The 22,318-nt window shown below is 69.6% G+C and carries 18 protein-coding genes; 13 read left to right on the forward strand and 5 right to left on the reverse strand.

The features are described 5' to 3' along the window. The first annotated feature begins 98 nt into the window (after positions 1 to 98). Together AC07YS_RS28925 and AC07YS_RS28930 are read left to right on the forward strand one after the other, a co-directional pair. On the forward strand, positions 99 to 3,359 hold the full coding sequence (locus AC07YS_RS28925) for an efflux RND transporter permease subunit (protein WP_495267634.1): 3,261 nt from the start codon (positions 99 to 101) through the stop codon (positions 3,357 to 3,359). Positions 3,360 to 3,370: 11 nt separating this feature from the next. Next, on the forward strand, positions 3,371 to 4,870 hold the full coding sequence (locus tag AC07YS_RS28930; protein WP_495267633.1) for an efflux transporter outer membrane subunit: 1,500 nt from the start codon (positions 3,371 to 3,373) through the stop codon (positions 4,868 to 4,870). Positions 4,871 to 5,001: 131 nt separating this feature from the next. Here the strand turns inward: AC07YS_RS28930 and AC07YS_RS28935 are convergent, their stop codons facing one another. Beyond that, positions 5,002 to 5,367, reverse strand: a complete 366-nt coding sequence (locus tag AC07YS_RS28935) for an SPW repeat protein (RefSeq protein WP_062474873.1) — start codon at positions 5,365 to 5,367, stop codon at positions 5,002 to 5,004. A 169-nt stretch (positions 5,368 to 5,536) separates the two neighbouring features. Between AC07YS_RS28935 and AC07YS_RS28940 the strand changes: the two genes are divergently transcribed. From AC07YS_RS28940 to AC07YS_RS28955, 4 genes are all read left to right on the forward strand, one after another. Beyond that, positions 5,537 to 6,121 (forward strand): TetR/AcrR family transcriptional regulator, encoded by a 585-nt coding sequence (locus tag AC07YS_RS28940; protein ID WP_139704445.1) that lies wholly within the window; start codon positions 5,537 to 5,539, stop codon positions 6,119 to 6,121. A gap of 53 nt (positions 6,122 to 6,174) precedes the next feature. Further along, positions 6,175 to 8,454 (forward strand): xanthine dehydrogenase family protein molybdopterin-binding subunit, encoded by a 2,280-nt coding sequence (locus AC07YS_RS28945; RefSeq protein WP_495267632.1) that lies wholly within the window; start codon positions 6,175 to 6,177, stop codon positions 8,452 to 8,454. A 28-nt stretch (positions 8,455 to 8,482) separates the two neighbouring features. Beyond that, entirely contained in the window at positions 8,483 to 8,947 is a 465-nt protein-coding gene (locus AC07YS_RS28950; RefSeq protein ID WP_070062620.1) for a (2Fe-2S)-binding protein, read from the forward strand. A gap of 164 nt (positions 8,948 to 9,111) precedes the next feature. Further along, a complete protein-coding gene (locus AC07YS_RS28955) occupies positions 9,112 to 9,843 on the forward strand; it encodes a GntR family transcriptional regulator (protein WP_495267631.1) in 732 nt (243 codons plus the stop codon). Here AC07YS_RS28955 and AC07YS_RS28960 read toward each other — a convergent pair whose 3' ends face one another. After that, on the reverse strand, positions 9,844 to 10,710 hold the full coding sequence (locus tag AC07YS_RS28960) for a MurR/RpiR family transcriptional regulator (protein ID WP_495265644.1): 867 nt from the start codon (positions 10,708 to 10,710) through the stop codon (positions 9,844 to 9,846). It lies immediately after the preceding gene. A gap of 204 nt (positions 10,711 to 10,914) precedes the next feature. On the opposite strand from AC07YS_RS28960, the gene AC07YS_RS28965 reads away from it, so the two are divergent. Genes AC07YS_RS28965 through AC07YS_RS28975 form a run of 3 tightly spaced genes read left to right on the forward strand, consistent with a single transcriptional unit; the run spans position 10,915 to position 13,870 of the window. Then, positions 10,915 to 12,249 carry an aspartate aminotransferase family protein gene (locus tag AC07YS_RS28965; protein WP_495267630.1) on the forward strand — a complete coding sequence of 445 codons (1,335 nt, stop codon included), beginning with the start codon at positions 10,915 to 10,917 and terminating at the stop codon, positions 12,247 to 12,249. 44 nt (positions 12,250 to 12,293) lie between these two features. Next, entirely contained in the window at positions 12,294 to 13,211 is a 918-nt protein-coding gene (locus AC07YS_RS28970) for a transporter substrate-binding domain-containing protein (protein WP_492736469.1), read from the forward strand. A 14-nt stretch (positions 13,212 to 13,225) separates the two neighbouring features. Beyond that, a complete protein-coding gene (locus AC07YS_RS28975; protein WP_495267629.1) occupies positions 13,226 to 13,870 on the forward strand; it encodes an aspartate/glutamate racemase family protein in 645 nt (214 codons plus the stop codon). Here the strand turns inward: AC07YS_RS28975 and AC07YS_RS28980 are convergent. Beyond that, positions 13,862 to 14,719, reverse strand: coding sequence for a hypothetical protein (locus AC07YS_RS28980; RefSeq protein WP_495267628.1), 858 nt, complete (start codon positions 14,717 to 14,719; stop codon positions 13,862 to 13,864). The two genes, AC07YS_RS28975 and AC07YS_RS28980, sit on opposite strands and share 9 nt — an antisense overlap. Positions 14,720 to 14,901: 182 nt before the next feature. Here AC07YS_RS28980 and AC07YS_RS28985 point away from each other — a divergent pair, with 182 nt between their 5' ends. Continuing rightward, the gene (locus AC07YS_RS28985; RefSeq protein WP_062474913.1) at positions 14,902 to 15,726 is read left to right on the forward strand and encodes an undecaprenyl-diphosphate phosphatase; all 825 of its coding nucleotides are present in this window, start codon (positions 14,902 to 14,904) and stop codon (positions 15,724 to 15,726) included. A gap of 10 nt (positions 15,727 to 15,736) precedes the next feature. On the opposite strand, the gene AC07YS_RS28990 is transcribed toward AC07YS_RS28985, so the two are convergent. Next, entirely contained in the window at positions 15,737 to 16,546 is an 810-nt protein-coding gene (locus tag AC07YS_RS28990; protein WP_095948905.1) for an IclR family transcriptional regulator, read from the reverse strand. A gap of 113 nt (positions 16,547 to 16,659) precedes the next feature. Between AC07YS_RS28990 and AC07YS_RS28995 the strand changes: the two genes are divergently transcribed. From AC07YS_RS28995 to azu, 3 genes are all read left to right on the forward strand, one after another. Further along, positions 16,660 to 17,634 carry a Bug family tripartite tricarboxylate transporter substrate binding protein gene (locus tag AC07YS_RS28995; RefSeq protein WP_495267627.1) on the forward strand — a complete coding sequence of 325 codons (975 nt, stop codon included), beginning with the start codon at positions 16,660 to 16,662 and terminating at the stop codon, positions 17,632 to 17,634. 10 nt (positions 17,635 to 17,644) lie between these two features. Next, positions 17,645 to 19,993: a cytochrome P450/oxidoreductase gene (locus AC07YS_RS29000; RefSeq protein WP_495267626.1), complete on the forward strand. Its 2,349-nt coding sequence runs from the start codon at positions 17,645 to 17,647 to the stop codon at positions 19,991 to 19,993. Positions 19,994 to 20,091: 98 nt separating this feature from the next. Continuing rightward, the gene (azu, locus tag AC07YS_RS29005; protein ID WP_495267625.1) at positions 20,092 to 20,544 is read left to right on the forward strand and encodes an azurin; all 453 of its coding nucleotides are present in this window, start codon (positions 20,092 to 20,094) and stop codon (positions 20,542 to 20,544) included. Here azu and AC07YS_RS29010 read toward each other — a convergent pair. Then, entirely contained in the window at positions 20,537 to 22,303 is a 1,767-nt protein-coding gene (locus AC07YS_RS29010) for a sensor histidine kinase (RefSeq protein WP_495273708.1), read from the reverse strand. The genes azu and AC07YS_RS29010 overlap by 8 nt on opposite strands. Positions 22,304 to 22,318: the final 15 nt, after the last annotated feature.

The raw sequence follows: 22,318 nt of genomic DNA on the forward strand, positions 1-22,318 counted from the left end.
TCGCCTTTCTTTTGCCTACGTTTCTTTGGCGAAGCAAAGAAAAGTAGGTCGCCTGCCGGGGCGAGACCCGGCCTCGGAACCCAAAAGAAGGCACTGCGATGAACCTATCGCGCCCCTTCGTCCGCCGCCCCATAGGCACAGTCCTCCTGACCATAGGCATCGCCCTGGCAGGAATCGCAGCGTTCTTCGTCCTACCAGTCTCCCCGCTACCCCAAGTCGACTATCCAGTCATCTCGGTAAGAGCCTCGATCCCAGGCGCCAGCCCAGAGACGATGGCAACCAGCGTAGCGACGCCACTAGAAAGACACCTAGGCACCATCGCAGGCGTCAACGAAATGACGTCCACCAGCTCGGTAGGCTCCTCCCGAGTCACCCTGCAATTCGACCTCAGCCGCAACATCGACGGCGCCGCAAGAGAAGTCCAGGCCGCCATCAACGCCAGCCGCGTAGACCTGCCCGCCACGCTAAGAAGCAACCCGACCTACCGCAAAGCCAACCCAGCCGCGTCGCCAGTCATCATCCTGGCCCTCACGTCCAAAACAAAGACCCCAGGCCAGATCTACGACGCCGTCTCCAACATCGTCAGCCAGCGCCTGTCGCAAGTAGACGGTGTAGGCGACGTAGAGATCGGCGGCGGCTCGCTCCCCGCGGTACGCATCGAGCTGCTCCCCTTCGCCCTCAACCGCTACGGCATCAGCACCGAAGACGTGCGCGCCGCGATCCAGGCGTCGAATGCGAACCGTCCCAAGGGCATGGTGCAGGGCGAAGGCCGCAAGCTGCAGATCTACACCCAGACCCCGGCGCTGCGCGCGAGCGACTACGCCTCGATGGTCGTGGCCTGGCGCAACGGCGCGGCGGTGCGGCTGCGCGAGGTGGCCGACGTGATCGACGGCGTGGAAGACACGCGCACGCTGGGCCTGTTCAACGGCGAGCCGGCGATCATCGTGCTGATCACGCGCCAGCCCTCGGCCAACATCATCGAGACCGTCGACAACGTGCGCGCGCTGCTGCCCGAACTGCAGGCGCAACTGCCGCCCGACGTGACGCTGCAGGTCGCCTCGGACAGCACCAACTCCATCCGCAGCTCACTGCGCGAGGTGGAGATGACGCTGGTCATCGCGGTGCTGCTGGTGGTGCTGGTGGTCAGCCTGTTCCTGCGCAGCGTGCGCGCGACGGTGGTGCCGGCGGTGGCCACGGTGGTGGCGCTCCTGGGCACGTTCGGGGTGATGCACCTGCTGGGCTTCAGCCTCAACAACCTGAGCCTGATGGCGCTCACCGTGGCCACGGGCTTCGTGGTGGACGACGCCATCGTGGTGCTGGAGAACACCAGCCGCCACATCGAATCGGGCATGTCGCGCATGAAGGCGGCGCTGCTCGGCGCGCAGGAGGTGGGCTTCACGGTGCTGTCGATCAGCGTGTCGCTGGTGGCGGTATTCATTCCGCTGCTGTTCATGGGCGGGCAGGTGGGGCGGCTGTTCCGCGAGTTCGCGGTCACGCTGTCGGCGGCGGTGCTGATCTCGCTGGTCATCTCGCTCACCACCACGCCGATGATGTGCGCGTGGATGCTCAAGCCCGGCGGCGAGCACGACAAGAACAAGCCGCAAGGCCGCTTCGGCCGCGCCGCGGCGCGCAGCTACGACTGGATGCTCAAGCGCTACGAGAGCGCACTCGACTGGGCGCTGGACAGCAAGGCGATCGTCATGGTCGTGCTGCTGGCGGTGGTGGGGCTCAATGTCTACCTGTTCAGCGCGGCGCCCAAGGGCTTCTTCCCGCAGCAGGACAGCGGCCAGCTCAACGGCGGCCTGCGCGCCGACCAGAGCATTTCGTCGCAGGCCATGGGCGCCAAGCTGCGCGAGGTGGTCGACATCATCCGCAAGGACGAGGCGGTCGACACCGTGGTGGGCTTCACAGGCGGCGGGCGCGCGGGCGGCGGCTTCATGTTCGTCAACCTGAAGCCGGCCAGCCAGCGCAAGGACAGCGGCCTGGCCGTGATCGCGCGGCTGCGTCCGCAGCTTGCGCAGGTGACGGGGCTGCGCGTGTTCCTCGGCCCTGTGCAGGACGTGCGATCGGGCGGGCGCTCCAGCAACTCCACCTACCAGTACACGCTCAAGAGCGACAGCCTCTCCGACCTGCGCACCTGGGCCGTGAAGCTGGCCGACGAGATGAAGCAGCAGCCCACGCTGACCGACATCGACACCGACCAGGACCAGAACGGCGTGGAGACGGTGGCCAAGGTCGACCGCGACAGCGCGCGCCGACTGGGGCTCACCTCCACCGCCATCGACAACGCGCTGTACAACGCCTTCGGCCAGCGGCAGGTGGCCACCATCTACACCGAGCTCAACCAGTACCACGTGGTGATGGAATGGGCGCCGGGCTACACGCGCAGCCCGAACGCGCTGCGCGACGTGTACGTGCCGGCCACGAAGACCTCGGTGGTGGCGGGGCAGGCGGTGACCACGCAGGTGGCGGCCACGACGTCCACGGGCGGCACGACGACGTCTGCCAGCGCCGCCGCCGCGACGGTGCCGGTGTCGGCCAACGCCGGCTCGCGCAACGCCTCGACCGGCAACGTGCTGAGCAACACGGCCACCGCGCTGGTGCCGCTGTCGGCGGTGGCGAAGTTCGAGGAGCAGTCGGTGGCCACGTCGGTGAGCCATGAGGACGGCGAGCTGGCCACCACCATCTCGTTCAACCTCGCCGAGGGCGCCAACCTCGGCGACGCGCGCGAGGCCATCGCCAAGGCCGAGGCCAACATCGCCATGCCGACCAACGTGCGCGGCGCCTTTGCCGGCACCGCGCTGAGCGCGCAGCAGTCGCAGGGGCAGCAGGCGATGCTGATCGTGGCGGCGCTGGTGGTGATCTACATCGTGCTGGGCATCCTGTACGAGAGCCTGGTGCATCCGGTGACGGTGCTCTCGACGCTGCCCTCGGCCGGCGTGGGCGCGGTGCTGGCGCTCTTGATGTTCCGCATGGAGTTTTCCATCATCGCGCTGATCGGCGTGTTCCTGCTGATCGGCATCGTGAAGAAGAACGCCATTTTGATCATCGACTTCGCGCTGGAGGCCGAGCGCTCGCGCGGCCTGAGCCCGCTCGAGGCGGTGCGCGAGGCCTGTCTGCTGCGCTTCCGCCCGATCCTGATGACCACGCTGGCCGCCGCGCTCGGCGCGCTGCCGCTGGCCATCGGCTTCGGCGAGGGCGCCGAGTTGCGCCGGCCGCTGGGCGTGGCGATCATCGGCGGGCTCATCGCGAGCCAGCTGTTGACGCTGCTCACCACGCCGGTGGTGTACCTGCTGCTGGACAAGCTGCGCCGCCGCGGCAAGAACGAACACGCGCTGAGCCGCGCCCCGGCCGCCTGAGATCCATGACCATGAATGCCTCCATTTCTTCCTTCGGTTCTTCACGACGCTTCTTCGCGCTGAGCACGCTCGCGCTGGCCGCCGTGCTCGCCGGCTGCGCCGTGGGCCCGGTCTACAAGGTGCCCGAGTCGGCGGCATCGGCCGGCTGGAAGGAACAGCCTGCCGCCGACGGCTGGCTGCCCGCCGCGCCGGCCGACGCGCTCGACCGCGGCGAGTGGTGGAAGCTCTTCGGCGACGCCACGCTCGACGAACTCGCGGCGCGCGTGCAGGTGTCGAACCAGAACATCGCCGCCGCCGTCGCCAGCTACACGCAGGCGCAGGCACTGGTGCGCGAGCAGCGCGCGGGGCTGTTCCCGTCGGTGTCCTTCGACGGCAGCGGCAAGCGCTCGGGCACGGTGGGCGGCAACGCCTCGGCCAGCCCGTCGAACACCTTCGGCGCCACGCTGGGCGCGAGCTGGACGCCCGACGTGTGGGGCCGCCTGCGCGAGGCCGTGAACAGCGCGCAGGCCAACGCCCAGGCCAGCGAGGCCGACCTGGCCTCGGCGCGGCTGTCGGCCGTCGGCGACCTGGCGACCAACTACTTCTCGCTGCGCGAGGCCGACGCCGAGATCGTGCTGCTCGACGAAACCATCCTCGGCTACCAGCGCGCCTTCGAGATCACGAGCAACCGCTACGCCGCCGGCATTGCCGCGCAGACCGACGTGCTGCAGGCGCAGACCCAGTTGGTGAACGCCAAGGCCGACCGTGTGGGCCTGCAGCGCACGCGCGCCACGCTGGAGCACGCCATCGCGATGCTGGTGGGCGTGGCGCCGGCCGACTTCAGCCTGCCGCCCGCGCGCTGGACGCCCACGGTGCCCGGCGTGCCGACCGGTGTGCCCTCGACGCTGCTGCAGCGCCGTCCCGACATCGCGGCGGCGGAGCGCGCGGTGGCCGCGGCCAATGCGCAGATCGGCGTGGCGCGCTCGGCTTATTACCCGAACATCTCGCTCACGGCCTCGGTCGGCAGCAACGCCAGCCGCGTGAGAGACCTCTTCGGCGCGGCCAACACGCTGTGGGGGCTGGGCCTGTCGGTGGCGCAGGTGGTGTTCGACGCGGGCGCCATCAGCGCCAGCGTCGATGCCGCCAAGGCCGGCCACGAGGCCAGCGTGGCGCGCTACCGGCAGACCGTGCTGGCCGCGTTCCAGGCCGTGGAAGATCAGCTGACCACCGGCGCCACGCTGGCGCAGCAGGAAGGCTTGCGCCGCGAGGCCACGGCAGCGGCCGACAAGACCGAGCAGCAACTGCTCAACCGGTATCGCGCGGGGCAGGTGAGCTACACCGATGTGGTGCAGGCGCAGGCCGCCGCACTGAGCGCGCGGCGCGCGCTCGTGCAGCTTCAGGTCAATCGCCAGGCCGCGGCAATCGCGCTGATCCAGGCCATGGGCGGCGGTTGGCAGGCCGACTGGATGGGGGCGACCCGTCCGGCCGGCAACAGCACTTCAAACAACAGCGCCGCTTCCCGCACACCGTAAGGGGCGGGTGTCGCGGGCGGGCATGGGAACCTGCCTGGCCCGTCGGCCCGACCGGCGCGAACACCGGATCGGGCGTCGTCGCTTCGCGGCGGTGGTCACCGCTCGGCGCTCACAGGATCGCTCTCTCCCCATCAGTGCGCTGGTCGGTCGAGGGCCTCGCCCAGGTAGTCCTTGTCTGTCACCAGGACCCAGAGGGCGAGCACCATGATCACCGCAGCCACGAGGACTGCATTGACCAGCGCCGGCTCGACCATGCGGAAGTCGAGCAACCAGGGCGACACCGCCAGCCAGGCTGCCAGCGCCACTTCGGTCCACTCTTCCCACTGGTGCGGCACGAAGGTCGCGCCCAAGGCCACGGCGCCCAGCACGATGCCGGTCGCCACCATGGTCCACATGGCGAGCGAATTGCCCTGAAAGCCCAGTACCCATGGCGAGACGATCAGCCACACGCCGGCGACGGCGTTGACGGGGTCCTGCCAATGCTTCACATGCTTCATGGTCGTACCTCCTGTCGCAGCACGACGCCACGACTCTGGTTGGACTGCCGCGCCGCGCCGTGGTTCCGCCATGCGGCATGGCGCGGGCCGCGCGGGGCTTGCGGATCGGCGCCGCGTTCCTATACTTGAGTGAGCACTCAACTAAACGAACGATGGAGACCGTCCGCGCATGGCCCGCCCCCGCAGTGTCGACAAGCACAACGCCATCCTCGAGGCGGCGCTGGTCGAGTTCGGCCGGCGCGGCGTGTGGGCCACGCCGACCTCGGCGATCTCGCGCACCGCGGGCGTGGCCGAGGGCACGCTGTTCACCTATTTCGCGAGCAAGGCGCTGCTGACCGACGCGCTGTACCGCGCGCTGAAGACCGAGCTGGCCGGCGTGATGCTGGCCGACTGGCCCGAGGCCGCCGATCCGCGCACCCAGTTCCGCCACATCTGGGACCGCTACGTGCGCTGGGGCGTGGCGCACCCCGGCAAGCTGCGCGTGCTGGCGCAGCTCAAGGTCTCCGACGAACTGAGCGACGAGAGCCGCGCCGCCGGCATGGCGCCGTTCGCGCGGCTGGAAGCGGTGGCGCAGGAGTGCATGCGGCGCGGGCTGGTCGTCGAGCGACCGATGGAATTCCTGGGCGCGATGCTCACGGCGATGGCCGAGACCACCGTCGGCTACATCGCGCAGGCCGGCGACGCGGCGCCGGCCTTCGACTACGCCGAAGCCGGCTTCGAGATCTTCTGGCAAGGCATCGCCGTGCCGCCCTGACGACGACACCTTCCGCACGAACGACAAGACCCCTACCGAAGAAAGACCCCGCCATGCCCACACTCAAACGCCGCCACTTCGTGCTCGGCACCCTCGGCGCCGCCGGCGCCCTGGTCGTCGGCTGGGCCGCCACGCCGGCGGCTTCGCGCCTCGTGCCCGGCGCGCCGCTGCCGGCGGGCAACGGGCAGGTCGCGCTCAACGGCTGGGTCAAGGTGGGCAGCGACGACACCGTCACGCTGGTGATGACGCAATCGGAAATGGGGCAGGGCACCCACACCGGCCTGGCGATGCTGCTGGCCGAAGAAATGGACGCCGCGGTGTCGCAGGTGCGGCTCGAGCAGGCCGGCTTCGACGCCATCTACAACAACCAGGCCATGATCCTCGACGCGCTGCCCTTCAAGCCCGGCGACGAGGGCTTCGGCAAGCGCGCGGCGCACCAGGTGGTGGGCAAGCTGTTGCGCACGATCCCGGGGCTCTCGGGTACGGGCGGCTCGTCGAGCGTCACCGACCAGTGGGGCCCGGTGCGCGAGGCCGGCGCGTCGGCGCGGCTCATGCTGGTGGGCGCGGCGGCGGCGCAGTGGCAGGTGCCCGCCAGCGAATGCCGCACCGAGGCCGGCCGCGTGCTGCACCCGGCCTCCAACCGCAGCGCGCGCTTCGGCGAACTCGCGGCAAAGGCCGCGCAGCAGCCGCTGCCCACGGCGGTGAAGCTCAAGGCGCCAGCCGACTTCCGCGTCATCGGCCAGCCGCAGCGGCGCATCGACAACGCCGGCAAGCTCGACGGCACCGCCACCTACGGCATCGACGTGCTGCCGCCGGGCCTGCTGTACGCCAGCATCGCCATGTGCCCGACGCTGGCCGGCCACGTCGCGCGCTTCGATGCGAAAGCCGCCGAGGCGCTGCCCGGCGTGCGCAAGGTGATGGCGCTGGAACCGGTGGCCGCGAGCCTCGTGGGCACCGGCAGCACGGCGGGGGGCGTGGCCGTGATCGCCGACACGCCCTACCACGCGATGCGCGCGCTGAAGCAGGTCGACATCGAATGGGATCACGGCCCGGCCGCGAGCCTGTCGAGCGCCGAGATGATCGACCGCCTCGCGCGCACGCTCGACGCCGACGCGGGCAATGCGCGCCTCGATACCGGCGGCGTGGCGGCGGCGTTGAAGTCCGCCGCGCGCACGATCGAGGTCGAGTACCGCGTGCCCTTCCTGGCGCACGCCACCATGGAGCCGATGAACTGCACTGTGCAGTTCAAGGACGGCGCCGCCACCGTCTGGGCGCCCACGCAGGCGCCGGGCTTCGCGCGCGCGGCGGTCGCCAAGGCGCTGGGCATCGATGCCGAGAAGGTCACGCTGCACGTGACCTACCTGGGCGGCGGCTTCGGGCGGCGCTACTTCATCGACTTCCTGGTGCAGGCTGCGCAGCTCGCGCGCGAGGCCGGCGGCGCGCCGGTGCAACTGATCTGGTCGCGCGAGGAAGACATGACGCACGACTTCTACCGCCCCGCCTACGTGGCGCTGTGCAAGGCCGGCTTCGACGCGGCGGGCGCGCTGATCGCGTGGCAGACCACCAGCGCCGGCTCCAGCCTCGGTGCGCCATCGTTCATGGACAACTCGACCGACGGCGCCTGGAACACCGCCTACGACTTCCCACAGGCCCGCGTGGCGCACGTGCCGGTGGAGTCGGCCGTCACCACCGGCATCTGGCGCTCGGTGGCGCATTCGCAGAACGGCTTCTTCGTCGAGAGCTTCATCGACGAATGCGCCGTCGCCGCCGGCAAGGACCCGGTGGCTTTCCGCGCCGGCCTGCTCGCCAAGGACGCACGCCACCTGGCGGTGCTCAAGCGTGTGGCCGAACTCTCGAAGTGGGGCGAGCCGCTGGCCGACGGACCCGACGGCACGAAGCGCGCGCGCGGCGTGGCCATCCACCGCGCCTTCGGCAGCATCGTGGCGCAGGTGGCCGAGGTGTCGGTGACGCCCGAGCGGCAGATCCGCGTGCACCGCGTGGTGTGCGTGATCGACTGCGGCCTGCCGGTCAACCCGAACCTGATCCGCCAGCAGATGGAAGGCGGCATCGTGTTCGGCCTGTCGGCGGCGCTGCGCGGCGAGATCACCGTGGCGCGCGGCCAGGTGCAGCAGAGCAACTTCCACGACTACACGCCGCTGCGCATCGACGAGTGCCCGGCCATCGAGGTCGACATCCTCGCCGGCACCGGCGCCGAGGTGCCGCCCGGCGGCGTGGGCGAGCCGGGCACGCCGCCCATCGCGCCCGCCGTGGCCAACGCCGTGTTCGCGCTGACCGGCCAGCGCCTGCGCAGCCTGCCTCTGCGGCTGGCCTGATCTCCCGGAACAGCAAGAAAGACACCCCATGACCACCACCACGCTGAAGATCAACGGCCAGACCGCCACCGTGAGCGCCGAGCCCGACACCCCGCTGCTGTGGGTGCTGCGCGGCGAAATGAAGCTCGTCGGCACCAAGTTCGGCTGCGGCAAGGCGCTGTGCGGCGCCTGCACCGTGCACCTGGACGGCCAGGCCGTGCGCTCCTGCGTCACCCCGCTGGAGGCCGTGGGCGGGCGCGAAGTCACCACCATCGAAGGCCTGAAAGGCCGGGAGGCCGACGCCCTGCGCGCGGCCTGGACCGAGGTCGACGTGGTGCAGTGCGGCTATTGCCAGAGCGGCCAGCTCATGTCGGCCTGCGCGCTGCTCAAGGCGACACCGAAGCCCAGCGACGACCAGGTGTCGGACGCCATGCGCGGCAACATCTGCCGCTGCGGCACCTACCCCCGGATTCGCGCCGCGATCCACCTGGCGGCAGAAACAGCGGGGCGGTAACGCAGAAACCGGGGTGGTTGTTTACAGAAGTTAATAATTTTTCCGTAATTCTCGAAAAAGTCGCCAGAACGGTATTTTTACGGAAATTGGGGATATGAAGCTTCGATACGCCGCCGTACCATCCGCGCGGCCCGCTTCCGGCCGTCCCCTGTTTCCGACTTTCGATGACCCCCCCAGATCCCTCGCGGACGCGCGTTCTGTCCGTGGCCGACACGCTGCGCACCCGCATCTTCGACGGTGCGATCGCCCCCGGCGCCCACCTGATGGAGATTTCGCTCGCCAATGAGCTTGGCGTGTCGCGCACCCCTGTGCGCGGCGCCATGGCGCGGCTGGCCGACGAGGGGTTGCTGGTCTACCACCCGCAGCGGGGTTTCCAGGTGCGCCGTTTCGACGCCAAGGACGTGTTCGACGCCTTCAGCGTGCGCGCCACGCTCGAAGGCATGGGCTGCCGCCTGCTCAGCGAGCGCGGCCTGGACGACGAGGCGCTGGCCGAACTGACGGCCATGGTCGACGAGCAGCATGCACTGCTGCACGACAGCGGCGACTGGACCGACGAGCGGGCCGACCTGTGGCAGGACCTGAACCAGGCCTTCCACCACAAGCTGCTGTCGCTGGCCGACAACCGCTGGCTCAGCGAGGCCGTGCAGCGCGCCTGCCAGCTGCCGGTGATCTTCGACAGCCGCTCGCGCCCGCACAGGCACGACGCCGCGATGCTGCTGTACCGCCACAGCCAGGCCCTGCAGGCGCTCGAAGAGCACCGCTGCATCGTCGAGGCGCTGGGCCGGCAGGAGGCTTCGGGCGCCGAAGCCGCGATGCGCGAGCACATCAACGCCAACCGCGACCTGCTGGTGCTCTACCTGCGCCAGAGCGCCGGCCGCACCCGCGCGCTGGCCTGATCAGCCGCCCCGCGCCACCGGCGCCATGAGGTAGGCCCCCGACTCGAACAGCTGCGCCTCGGCCTGGTCGATGCGCCGGATCACCGGCTTGCCCGCGCGGCTCGCCAGCAGCTCGACCAGCGCTTCCGTCACCGCCACGCCGGCCGCCACCGACGGGAAGAACGAGGGGCTGTGGATGGTGAAGAGCAGCGTCTCGTCCGCCAGCAGCGACAGCGGCGAGGTCACGCTGTCGGTGATCGCCACGATGCGGCAACCCGCCGCCTTCGCCGCCTCGGCCACCTGCAAAGCCTCGCGCGAGTAGGGCGCAAAGCTCGCCACCACCAGCGCGTCGCCCTTGGCGAAGGCGCGCTGCTGCATCTCGAGCGAGCCGCCCTGGCCGTCCACCAGGTGCACGCTGGTGCGAAAGAGCCGGTACACGTACACGAACGAGAAGGCGATCGGAAAGCAGGCGCGAAAGCCCGCCGCGTGCACGGCCGGCGCCTTCTCCAGCAGCGCGCAGGCCTTGAGCAGCGCCGGCCCGCTCTGCTGGTGCGTGAGCTCCAGGTTGCGCCGCTGCACCTCGAACATCTCGCCCGCCAGGCCCTGGTCGGCGACGCGGCCCACCAGCTGCTTGGCGCGCCCGCCGTAGGTCTCGGTGCCCAGGCCCATGTCGGCGGCGAAGGCCTCCTTCAGCTGCGGCCAGCCCTCGAAGCCCAGGTGCTGCGCGAAGCGCACCAGCGTGGCCGGCGTGCTCTGCGCGCGCGTGCCGACGTTGCGCATCGAGCCCGTGACCACTTCGTTGGGGTGGTCGAGCACGTAGCGCGCCACCTGCTGCAGGGCGGGGCTCAGTTCGTTGAAGCGTTGGCGGATCAGTTCTTTGGCGTTCATCGAAATACCTTCGTGCTTCGCACTGCGGTGCGAGCTTGCTTGGGGCGGCCCGGCGCAGCGCTCATGGCGGTGTCTCTTTTCGTGCGGTGTCTGGAACGAATGTACCGGAGCAGGGAAATCCCGTGAGTTGACGGAACAAATGTTCCAAACAATAATTCAGCCGAAACGTTAGTTCCAAACACAGGCCCCAGCTTTTCCCTCGCCATGACGCACGTCTTCCACCGCCACCTTCGCCAGACCCCGCCCGTTGCCGCCAGCGCGCAAGGCATGTTCATCCGCGACGCCGAAGGGCGCGAGTACCTCGACGCCTCGGGCGGCGCGGCCGTGTCCTCGCTCGGCCACGGCCATCCCGAGGTGATGGCGGCCATGCACGCGCAGATCGACACACTGGCCTACGCCCACACCAGCTTCTTCACGAGCGAGGTGGCCGAGCAGCTGGCCGACGAACTCATCGGTGGCGCCCCCGAAGGCATGAGCCACGTGTACCTCGTGAGCGGCGGCTCCGAGGCGGTGGAGTCGGCGCTGAAGATGGCGCGCCAGTACTTCGTGGAGGTCGGCCAGCCGCAGCGCACGCACTTCATCGCGCGCCGCCAGAGCTACCACGGCAACACGCTGGGCGCGCTCGCGGTGGGCGGCAACGCCTGGCGGCGCGAGCCCTTCGCGCCCATCCTCGTGCCGGCCACGCACGTCGCGCCGTGCTACCCCTACCGCGAGCAGCGCGCCGATGAAAGCGCCGAGCAGTACGGCCTGCGCCTGGCAGATGAGCTCGAAGCGGCCATCGTCGCGCAGGGTGCCGACCGCGTGATCGCCTTCGTGGCCGAGACCGTGGGCGGCGCCACCGCCGGCGTGCTCACGCCGGTGCCGGGCTATTTCAAGGCCGTGCGCGCCGTGTGCGACAAGTACGGCGTGCTGCTGATCCTCGACGAGGTGATGTGCGGCATGGGCCGCACCGGTTCGCTGCACGCCTGCGAGCAGGAGGGCGTGGTGCCCGACCTGATGACCGTCGCCAAGGGCCTGGGCGGCGGCTACCAGCCGATCGGCGCGGTGCTGGCGCAGCGCCGCATCGTCGAGGCCATGTCCAAGGGCAGCGGCTTCTTCCAGCATGGCCACACCTACCTGGGCCATCCGATGGCCTGCGCGGCGGCGCTCGCGGTGCAGCAGGTGATCCGCCGCGACGGCCTGGTTGCCAAGGTGCGCGACGACGGCGTTGTCTTCGGCGCGATGCTGGCCGAGGCGCTGGGCGACCACCCGCACGTGGGCGACATCCGCGGGCGCGGCTTCTTCTGGGGCGTCGAGCTGGTGGCCGACCGCGCGAGCAAGAAGCCTTTCGATCCGGCCCTGGCTGTCAACGCGCGCCTCAAGAAGGACGCGATGGCGCGCGGCCTGCTGTGCTACCCCTTCGGCGGCACGGTCGACGGCCGCCAGGGCGACCACGTGCTGCTGGCGCCGCCGTACATCGCGGCGCGCGACCACCTGCAGGAGATCGTCGCGCGGCTCGCCGCCTCGGTCGACGCGGTCACGCGCAGCGCCGCGCGCTGAGCCACCGCCCCTTTTTCTTCAACCGCCGTTCCGAGGAGCGTTCCATGCCCCAGCTTCGCCCGTCGCTTTCCATCGCCGCCGCCGCCTTCGCGCTGGCCCTTGCCGCCCTGGCACCGACCGCTCCCGCGCAGGCGCAGCCCGCCAACGACACGCTCGCCAAGATCAAGGCCAGCGGCGCCATCACCTTCGGCTACCGCGAGGCCTCGTTCGGCTTCTCGTACCTGGACGCCAACCTCAAGCCCGTGGGCTACAGCATCGAGATCTGCAACCGCATCGTCGACGCGGTGAAGACCGAGCTGAAGCTGCCGGCCGTTGAGGTCAAGTACCAGGCCGTGACCTCGGCCAACCGCATCCCGCTGGTGCAGAACGGCACGGTGGACATCGAGTGCGGCTCCACCACCAACCTGGTCGAGCGCCAGTCGCAGGTGGCCTTCTCGCCGGACATCTTCCGCTACAACGTGCGCACCTTGGTGAAGGCCGATTCGGGCATCAAGAGCATCGCCGACCTGCAGGGCAAGACGGTGGTCACCACCGCCGGCACCACGTCGTTCCGCCTGCTGCGCGCGGCCGACAAGGGCCGCAGCCTCGAGGTGAACCAGCTCTCGGGCAAGGACCACACCGACTCGTTCCTGCTGGTCGAGAGCGGCCGCGCGCAGGCCTTCGTGCTCGACGACATCCTGCTCGCGGGCCAGATCGCCAACGCGCGCAACCCGAAGGACTTCGTCATCACCGGCGAGAGCCTGCGCACCGAGAACCAGTCGCTGATGTTCCGCAAGGACGACCCGGCCTTCAAGGCGCTGGTGGACCGCGTGGTGTCGGGCATGATGAAGTCCGGCGAGATGGAAAAGCTCTACGGCAAGTGGTTCATGTCGCCGATTCCGCCCAAGGGCATCAACATCAACTACCCGCTCAATGCCGAGACGAAGGAGGCCTTTGCCAACCCGTCGTCCAAGGGCATCTGATCTCACCTGACTTCATGACACGCATCGCCCTCATCCACGCGCTCTCGCATTCCGTCGCGCCCATCAACGAAGCCTTCGCACGCGACTGGCCCGAGGCCGTGCGCATGAACCTGCTGGACGACAGCCTGTCAGCCGACCTCGCGCGCGACGGCAAGGGGCTCGACGCGGCGATGCACGAGCGCTTCCAGCGCCTGGCGCAGTACGCGGTGGACACGGGCGCGCGCGGCATCCTCTTCACCTGCTCGGCCTTCGGGCCGTGCATCGAGGCGGTGGCGCAGTGGCACGCGGGCATTCCGGTGCTCAAGCCCAACGAGGCCATGATCGAAGAGGCCGTACAGGGCGAAGGCCGCCTGGGCCTGATCGCGACTTTCGCGCGCACGCTGGAATCGATGCCGCCGGAGTTTCCTTCGGGCATGGCGCTCGAACTCGCGCTGGCCGAGGGCGCGCTGGCCGCGCTCGATGCGGGCGACACGCAGCGCCACGATGCGCTCATCGCCGAACAAGCCGCGGCGTTGCGCGCACGCGGCTGCACGCGCATTGCCCTGGCTCAGTTCAGCATGGCGCGGGCGCGTGGTGCCTGCGAAGCGGCCAGTGGCCTGCCGGTGCTGACGACGGTCGACAGCGCGGTGCGCGCGCTGCGCCGTCGCGCTTCAGTGTGAGCCGCCGTTGCCGACGACCGTGACCAGCGTGGTCATTGCCACCTGCGCGGCCTCGCCGCGCGCGAGCGGGCGGCCCGGGCCGGCGTTGCCGCTGTCGGTTTCCAGGCCCTGCGCCAGGCGGCGGTAGATGTCCGACGAGGGCATGGTCGCCGCCGTGCCGAGCGCGTCGCAGTAGGTGTCGGTGAGCACGGAGGCCAGCCGTTCGCGCTCGGCGTCGCACAGCACGGGCGCCTCGGCGGCGAAGACCGACGCCACGCAGTGCATCAGGTAGGCCTGGGTCTCGAGCGAGAAGGCCTGCTGGCGCACGTAGTCTTCCACCGCGTGCCAGAAGAGGGTGTCGGAGGTGCGGCGCCAGCTTTCGAGCACCTTGCGCGACTTGGCCACCAGGTCGGCGTGCGCGTCGTGCGGCTCGCTCGGGCGCAGCGCCAGGCCCTGCAGCGTGAGCGCGGCCACCGGGCCGGCCGCGCCGAGCAGGAAGCTCCAGAACTTCCAGCGCGCAAACCATTTCTTGTCATGGGCCGGGCCCAGCGGCTCCAGCAACCGGAAGTCGATGCACAGGGCGGCGTTGGCCTGCAGGCCGGAGGCCATGCGGTCGGCCTCCACATGGCCTTGCGCGACGATGCAGGCGCTGGCGCCGCAGCGGTCGATGTCGGCCAGGCGCTGCGTCAGCTGGCGCAGCTCGTGGGCCGAGGCGCCGGTGGCTTCGGCCACGCGCAGCATGCCGTGGCACTGCTCCCGCTCCAGTTGGCAGGGGCTCTTGAGACGGTCTTCGACATGGTCGTCGAGCGTCGAGGGGCGTTCTTCTGCGACGCAGTCCTCGAGTTCACTCCCGGTGGTGAACGTTGACATGGATGCTCCTTCGGGCGCAGATGAATAACTGTTATCAATATGTATTAACGCGCCGAGGTCGAACATCACCTGAACTAGGTATTTCCGTGGGCGGGCTGCCTTGCGTTTCACCGGCGGAACGGCGCCTGAACAGGGCCTGACCGATGGCCTCGCCATAATTGCCGCTCTTTCAAGGAGTACGCGTGGATATCGTTTTGCTGGTCAAGGCCGCTGTCATGGGCATCGTGGAGGGTCTGACCGAATTCCTGCCGATCTCGTCGACCGGCCACCTCATTCTTGCGGGCTCGCTGCTGGGCTTCGACGACGCCAAGGCCAAGGTGTTCGACATCGCCATCCAGACCGGCGCGATCTTCGCGGTGATCCTGGTCTACTGGCAGAAGATCCATTCGACCGTGGTGGCGCTGCCGCGCCAGCCCAAGGCGCGCCGGCTGGCGCTGAACATCGTCATCGGCTTCCTGCCCGCGGTGGTGCTGGGCCTCCTGTTCGGCAAGATGATCAAGGCGCACCTGTTCATCCCGACCGTGGTGGCGAGCACCTTCATCATCGGCGGCTTCATCATCCTGTGGGCCGAGAAGCGCCCGCCCGGTTCGGTGCGCGTCGAGCACGTGGACGACATGACACCCTGGGACGCGCTCAAGGTCGGCCTGGTGCAGTGCTTCGCGATGATCCCCGGCACCAGCCGCAGCGGCTCGACCATCATCGGCGGCATGCTGCTGGGCCTGTCGCGCCAGGCGGCCACCGATTTCTCGTTCTTCCTGGCCATTCCGACGCTCATCGGTGCCGGCGCCTACAGCCTCTACAAGGAGCGCGCGCTGCTGTCGGTGGCCGACATTCCGATGTTCACGGTGGGCCTGGCCTTCTCGTTCATCAGCGCATGGCTGTGCGTGCGCTGGCTGCTGAAGTACATCAGCACGCACAACTTCATTCCGTTCGCCTGGTATCGCATCGCCTTCGGCATCGTGGTGCTGGCCACGGCGTGGACCGGCGCAGTGGTCTGGGCGGAATAAGCCGGCAGCCTCAGGCCGCCGCGCCCAGCAGCGCGCCGGCGGCCTTCGCCTCCCGCCGCACGGCGATGGCGATCGGCCCGTCGATAGCCGGGTCGAACCCGCCCGTGGCGCCCAGCGCGGTGATCACGGCGCACACCCTTCCCGCGTAGTCGTACACCGGCGCCGCCACGGCGCTGATGCCGCGCAGGTAGGTGTCCCGCACGATGGCGCAGTGCGCCTGCTGCACCTCGCGGCGCAACGCACCGATGGGGTCGTCGGCATCGAGCAGCGCGCGCATGTCCTCGGTGGCGTCGGCCAGTTCCTGCTCGGCCAGCGCCACCACGCGCGATTCGTCGAGCAGGCCCAGGAAGGCGCGACCGGTGGCCGACCACAGCATCGACATCACCGAGCCGGCGCGCACGTTCACCGTCACCGGCAGGCCCGGTTCCTCGAAGCGCACGATGGTCGGGCCCTTGTTGCCCATCACCGCGACGAAGCAGGTCACCTCCAGCGATTCGCGCAGGCGGATCAGGCAGGGCTCGGCCGCGCGGATCGGGTCGGCCTGGCGCATGGCGGCCAGGCCGATCTGGATCGCCTCGGGGCCCAGGTAGTAGTGCTGCGAGGCGGTGTCCTGGCGCACCAGGCTTTCTTCCATCAGGCTCGCGAGGTAGCGGTGCACCTTCGCCGGGCTCTCGCCCACGTGGGTGGCCAGGGCCGTGAGGCTGCTGCGCCCGCCCAGGTGCGCCAGGCCCTTGAGCACGGCCATGCCGGTCTCGGCGGACTGCACGCGCTGGCGGCGCTCGCGGGGAGGGGAAGAGGGTGCTTCGGCAGGGGAGGTCATGTCGTCCTCATCTTAGGTGGCGGCCTCGGTGGCCGGGTAAACCCGTGGTCTGGTGATTACGCAATGCGTATGATAATTACGCAATACACAATTTCCACTCCGGAGACACCCCGATGAAGAAGCACTTCGCCCGCGGCCTTGCGGTCCTGTCCCTGGCTGCCCTGGCCACCGCCGCCAGCGCCCAGACTGCTTTCCCCGCCAAGCCCATCCGCTGGCTCGTGCCTTATGCGGCCGGCGGCGGCTCCGACTTCCTCGCGCGCACCGTCGCCCAGACGCTGTCGACGCAGGTCGGCCAGCCGGTGCTGGTGGACAACAAGCCGGGCGGCAACACCGCGCTGGCTGCCGCCGAAACCGCGCGCGCCCCGGCCGACGGCTACACCGTGCTCTCGGCCGACAACGGCACGCTGGTGTTCAACCCGGCGCTGTACAAGTCGCTGAGCTACAGCCCCACGAAGGACCTGGCGCCCGTCACGCTGATGGGCAAGTTCCCCATGATCCTGGTGGTCGGCGCCAACTCGGGCTTTGCCACCGCCAAGGACTTCATCGCCCAGGCCAAGGCCAAGCCGGGCGGCATCAACTACGCCTCGGCCGGTGCGGGCAGCCCGCACCACCTGGCGATGGAACTGCTGAAGGTGGAAGCCAGGCTCTTCATGGTCCACGTGCCGTACCGCGGCGCGGCGCCCGCGCTGGCCGACGTGGTCGGCGGGCAGCTGCCGGCCATGATGGTCGACATGGCCGCCGGCGCCGGCTTCATCAAGGGCGGCAAGGTGCGCGCGCTGGCCGTGGCCAACCCCACGCGCCTGCCGCAGCTGCCCGACGTGCCCACCTTCGCCGAGCTCGGCTACAAGAACGTCGAGGCCGCCGCGCTGGTCGGCGTGGTGGTGCCCGCGGCCACGCCGGCCGACGTGGTGAACACGCTTAACCGCCAGCTGGTGGCCGCCATCCACGAGCCCTCGGTGAACAAGCGCATGGTCGACTTCGGCGTCGAGCCCGTGGGCAACACGCCCGCGCAGTACACCGAGCTGCTCAAGGCCGAGACCGCGCGCTGGCACAAGCTGATCCGCGACCTGAAGATCACGCTCGACTGAGTCTGCTGCCATGTCCGATACCGCCATGCCTTCGCGCACCTCCGGTTGCCCCGTCGCGCACGGGGCGCTCTCCGCCGAGCGCACGCCCACCGGCTGCCCCGTGAGCCAGCGCGCCGCCGAGTTCGATCCCTTCGAGGACGGCTACCAGCAGGACCCGCCCGAGTACGTGCGCTGGGCCCGCGAGCAGGAGCCGATCTTCTACAGCCCCAAGCTGGGCTACTGGGTGATCACGCGCTACGACGACATCAAGGCGGTGTTCCGCGACAACCTCACCTTCAGCCCGTCGAACGCGCTGGAGAAGATCACGCCCACGGGCGAAGAAGCCAACGCCGTGCTCGCAAGCTACGGCTTTGCGCTCAACCGCACGCTGGTGAACGAGGACGAGCCGGCCCACATGCCGCGCCGCCGCGCGCTCATGGACCCGTTCACGCCCGAGGCGCTGAAGCACCACGAGCCGCTGGTGCGCGAACTGGCGCGCAGCTATGTCGACCGCTTCATCGACGACGGCCGCGCCGACCTCGTCGACCAGATGCTGTGGGAGATTCCGCTCACCGTGGCGCTGCACTTTCTCGGCGTGCCCGAGGAAGACATGGACACGCTGCGCAAATATTCCATTGCGCACACCGTCAACACCTGGGGCCGCCCCAAGCCCGAGGAGCAGGTGGCCGTGGCGCACGCCGTCGGCAACTTCTGGCAGTACGCCGGCAAGGTGCTCGACAAGATGCGGCAAGACCCCGACGCACCGGGCTGGATGCAGTACGGCATCCGCAAGCAGATGCAGCACCCCGAGGTCGTCACCGACTCGTACCTGCACTCGATGATGATGGCCGGTATCGTCGCCGCGCACGAGACCACCGCCAACGCCACCGCCAACGCCGTGAAGCTGCTGCTGCAGCATCCGCAGGTGTGGCAGGAGTTGTGCGACGACCCGGGCCTCATTCCCAACGCGGTGGAAGAGTGCCTGCGCCACAACGGCTCGGTGGCCGCCTGGCGCCGGCTCGTCACCAAGGACACGCAGGTCGGCGGCGTCGACCTGCCGGCGGGCTCGCGCCTCTTGATCGTCACCTCGTCGGCCAATCACGACGAAGGCCACTTCGCCGATGCCGACCTGTTCGACATCCGGCGCGACAACGCCAGTGACCACCTGACCTTCGGCTACGGTTCGCACCAGTGCATGGGCAAGAACCTGGCGCGCATGGAGATGCAGATCTTCCTGGAGGAGTTCACGCGCCGGCTGCCGCACATGCGCCTGTCGGAGCAGCGCTTCAGCTACGTGCCCAACACCTCGTTCCGTGGCCCCGAGCACCTGTGGGTCGAGTGGGACCCGCGCGCCAACCCGGAGCGCGCCAACGCGGGCCTGCGCGACGTGCAGGTGCCGGTACGCATCGGCGAGCCGTCGGCGCACGCCATCGCGCGGCCGGTGGTGGTCGAGCGCGTGACGCCGGTGGCCGACGGCATCGTGCGCCTGCGCCTGGTGTCGCCCGACGGCAAGCCGCTGCCACGCTGGACGCCGGGCTCGCACATCGACGTCGAATGCGGCTCGCCCGAGTTGTCGCGCCAGTACTCGCTGTGCGGCGACCCCGACGAAGCCCACGCGCTGGAGATCGCCGTGCTGCACGAGCCCGAAGGCCGTGGCGGTTCGGCCTGGGTGCATGGGAACGTGAAGGTGGGCGACCGCCTGCGCATCCGTGGCCCGCGCAACCACTTCCGGCTCGACGAGTCGCTCGCCAAGGCGATCTTCATCGCCGGTGGCATCGGCATCACGCCCGTGAGCGCGATGGCGCGGCGCGCCAAGGCGCTGGGCATGGACTACGAACTGCACTACAGCGGCCGCAGCCGCGCGAGCATGGCCTTCGTCGACGAACTGGCCGCGCTGCACGGCGGGCGCCTGCATGTGCACGCCGCCGACGAAGGCCGGCGCAACGACCTGCGCGCGCTGCTGGCCGCGCCCGTGCCCGGCGCGCAGGTGTACGCCTGCGGCCCGCTGCGCATGCTCGAAGCGCTGGAAGACTGTTGCGCCGCGTGGCCCGAAGGTGCGCTGCGCGTCGAGCATTTCGAATCGACGCTGGCCACGCTCGACCCGTCGAAGGAACATGCCTTCGAGGTGGAGCTGAAAGACTCTGGCCTCGTCATCACCGTACCGCCCGACCAGACCTTGCTGACGGCCCTGCGCGCGGCCAACGTCGATGTGCAGAGCGACTGCGAGGAAGGCCTGTGCGGTTCGTGCGAAGTGCGCGTGCTGGCCGGCAAGGTCGATCACCGCGACGTGGTGCTCACGCGCAGCGAGCGCGATGCGAACACGAAGATGATGGCCTGCTGTTCGCGTGCCTGCGACGGGCGGCTGGTGCTCGAACTCTGAGGTTTTTCGCCGCGCATTGATTCATCGCAAGTGTTTCGCGGCACGCCCACCGCACAGTGGGGCGTGCCGAATCGGCACCTCACCGAAGGAACCATGTGATGAAGACGAGAACCACCGCGGCCCTGCTTTTCACGGCGCTGCTCGCCGGCCCCGTGCTGGCCGCCACCTGCGACATCGAGATCGAAGGCAACGACGCGATGCAGTTCAACAAGACCGCCATCGTGGTGCCGGCCAGCTGCAAGCAGTTCACCGTGAAGCTCAAGCACGTCGGCAAGCTGCCCAAGGCCGCGATGGGCCACAACTGGGTGTTGAGCAAGGCCGCCGACGCACAGGGCGTGGCGGCGGACGGCATCGGTGCGGGGCTGGACAAGGCCTACGTGAAGCCGGGCGATGCCCGCGTCATCGCGCATTCGAAGGTCATCGGCGGCGGCGAGACCGATGCCGTGAGCTTCGACGTGAGCAAGCTCAAGGCGGGAGACAGCTATGCGTGGTTCTGCTCGTTCCCGGGCCACGCGTCGCTTATGAAGGGCACGCTGGCACTGGTCAAGTAGCCGCCGCACCGCCCAACGGCATCCGCAGCACCACCTGCGTCTCGCCGGGGCGCGACTGCAGCTGCAGCTGCGCGCCCAGGCGGCGTGCCCGTGCCCGCAGGTTGCGCAGCCCCGCGCCGCCGCTCACGCCGTCCACCGCGAAACCGCGGCCGTCGTCGCGCACGCTGAGCTGCAGTTCGGCGCCCGCGCGCGCCACCGTCACGTCCACGCGACGGCCCGCGCTGTGCTTGAGCACATTGGTCAGCGCCTCCTGCAGGAAGCGCATCAGGTCCAGGCTCTGCGAGGGCGCGAGCTCGAGCGTGTCGATGCCCGAGACCTTCCAGCGGCAGTCGATGCCGTTGGCGTCCAGCAGCTGCGCGCTGCGGTAGCGCAGCGGCGCCAGCAGCTCGCCAAGCGCGCGCGCGCCGTCGTCGCGGCCGGTGGCGTCGATGATCAGCCGCAGGTCGTCGCGCAGGCTCTTGAGCATCGCCAGCAGCTGCGGCGCGCTGAGGTGCTCGGGCGTGCGTTCCAGCGTCGCGATGCTGCCCACCAGCATGCCGCCCAGGCCGTCGTGCAGGTCGCTCACCAGCGCCACGCGCTCGCCGATGCGCGCGTGCGCGAGCTCCAGCGCATGCTGCTGCGCGAGCGTGGATGCGAGCTCGGCCTTGGCGGCGTTCACTTCCTCGATCAGCTCGGTGTTGAAGTTCTCGATGCGTCGCAGGCTCTGCACGAAGCGCCCGGCCTGCGTCAGCGCCATGCCCAGCAGCAGCACGTACGAGGACATGGTCGTGTAGTAGATGTTGCTGTCGATCACCTGCGTGAACACCAGCAGGTCGTGCGCGCCCGTGAGTGCCGACACCGCCATGAACGGCGCCAGCGAACGCATCGGGCTGCCCCGGTGGCGCAGCGCGTGGAAGATGCCGCTGCTGTTCACCACGATGATCGTGAGGCCGCCCACCAGCGTCCAGATCGCGCGGTGCGTGGGCAGGTTGGCGGTGCCCGCGAACCACAGGTCGAGCACGCCCACGGCCGCCACCGCGAACGCCGCGATCTCCAGGCGCGGCAGGCGCCGCCCGGCAAAGCGCAGCACGAACACGCCGTACGACACGCTGAAGAACAGCAGCAGCGAGGTGTTCAGCGCCTGCCAGCTGTGGTTGCTGGCAAAGGGCCACGGGCTGGTGGCGATCTGGTTGTAGCCGAACAGCAGCCACAGCACCGACATCGCCGCGAACCAGCCGTAGGCCGTCTCGCGCCGCCGCAGCAGCCACCATGCCGCGAAGAAGGCCGACACGGCCGCGCTGGTCGCCAGGCCGAACACCTGCAGGTCGCGCCGCATGAGCTGCTCGCGGCCGAACTCGGCCTGCATGGCCGCGGGCGTGCCCAGGCTCACTGGCCCCAGCCCGGCCTGGTAGGCCGACAGCCCCGACACGCGCACCAGCAGCGTGTTGGTGCCGGCGCGCAGTTGCGGCGCGTCCAGCAGCCAGTAGCGCGGCGAGTTCCATGCGCGCGTGAGCGGCTCGACCAGGCTGCGGTCGCGCCAGATCGTCGTGCCGTTGAGCGAGACCTCGCCGGCCATGTTCAGGTAGTGCAGCAGCAGCCCGGTCTCGCCCGCCGGCGCGGGCTGCTCCCAGGTCAGCCGGTACCAGACCACGCCGTCGAAGCCGGGCCAGCGCGTGGCCCAGCTGTCGGGCAGGGCGACGGGTGTCCAGCCGTCGGTGGGCGGGGTCGTGTCGTCCCAGCCGGTGCCGCGCGCGGCTTCGGCGCGAAGCTCGGGAACCACCGGTGTTTGTGCGTG

This window comes from Variovorax sp. GW458-11-26-14-LB1 (assembly GCF_059423965.1).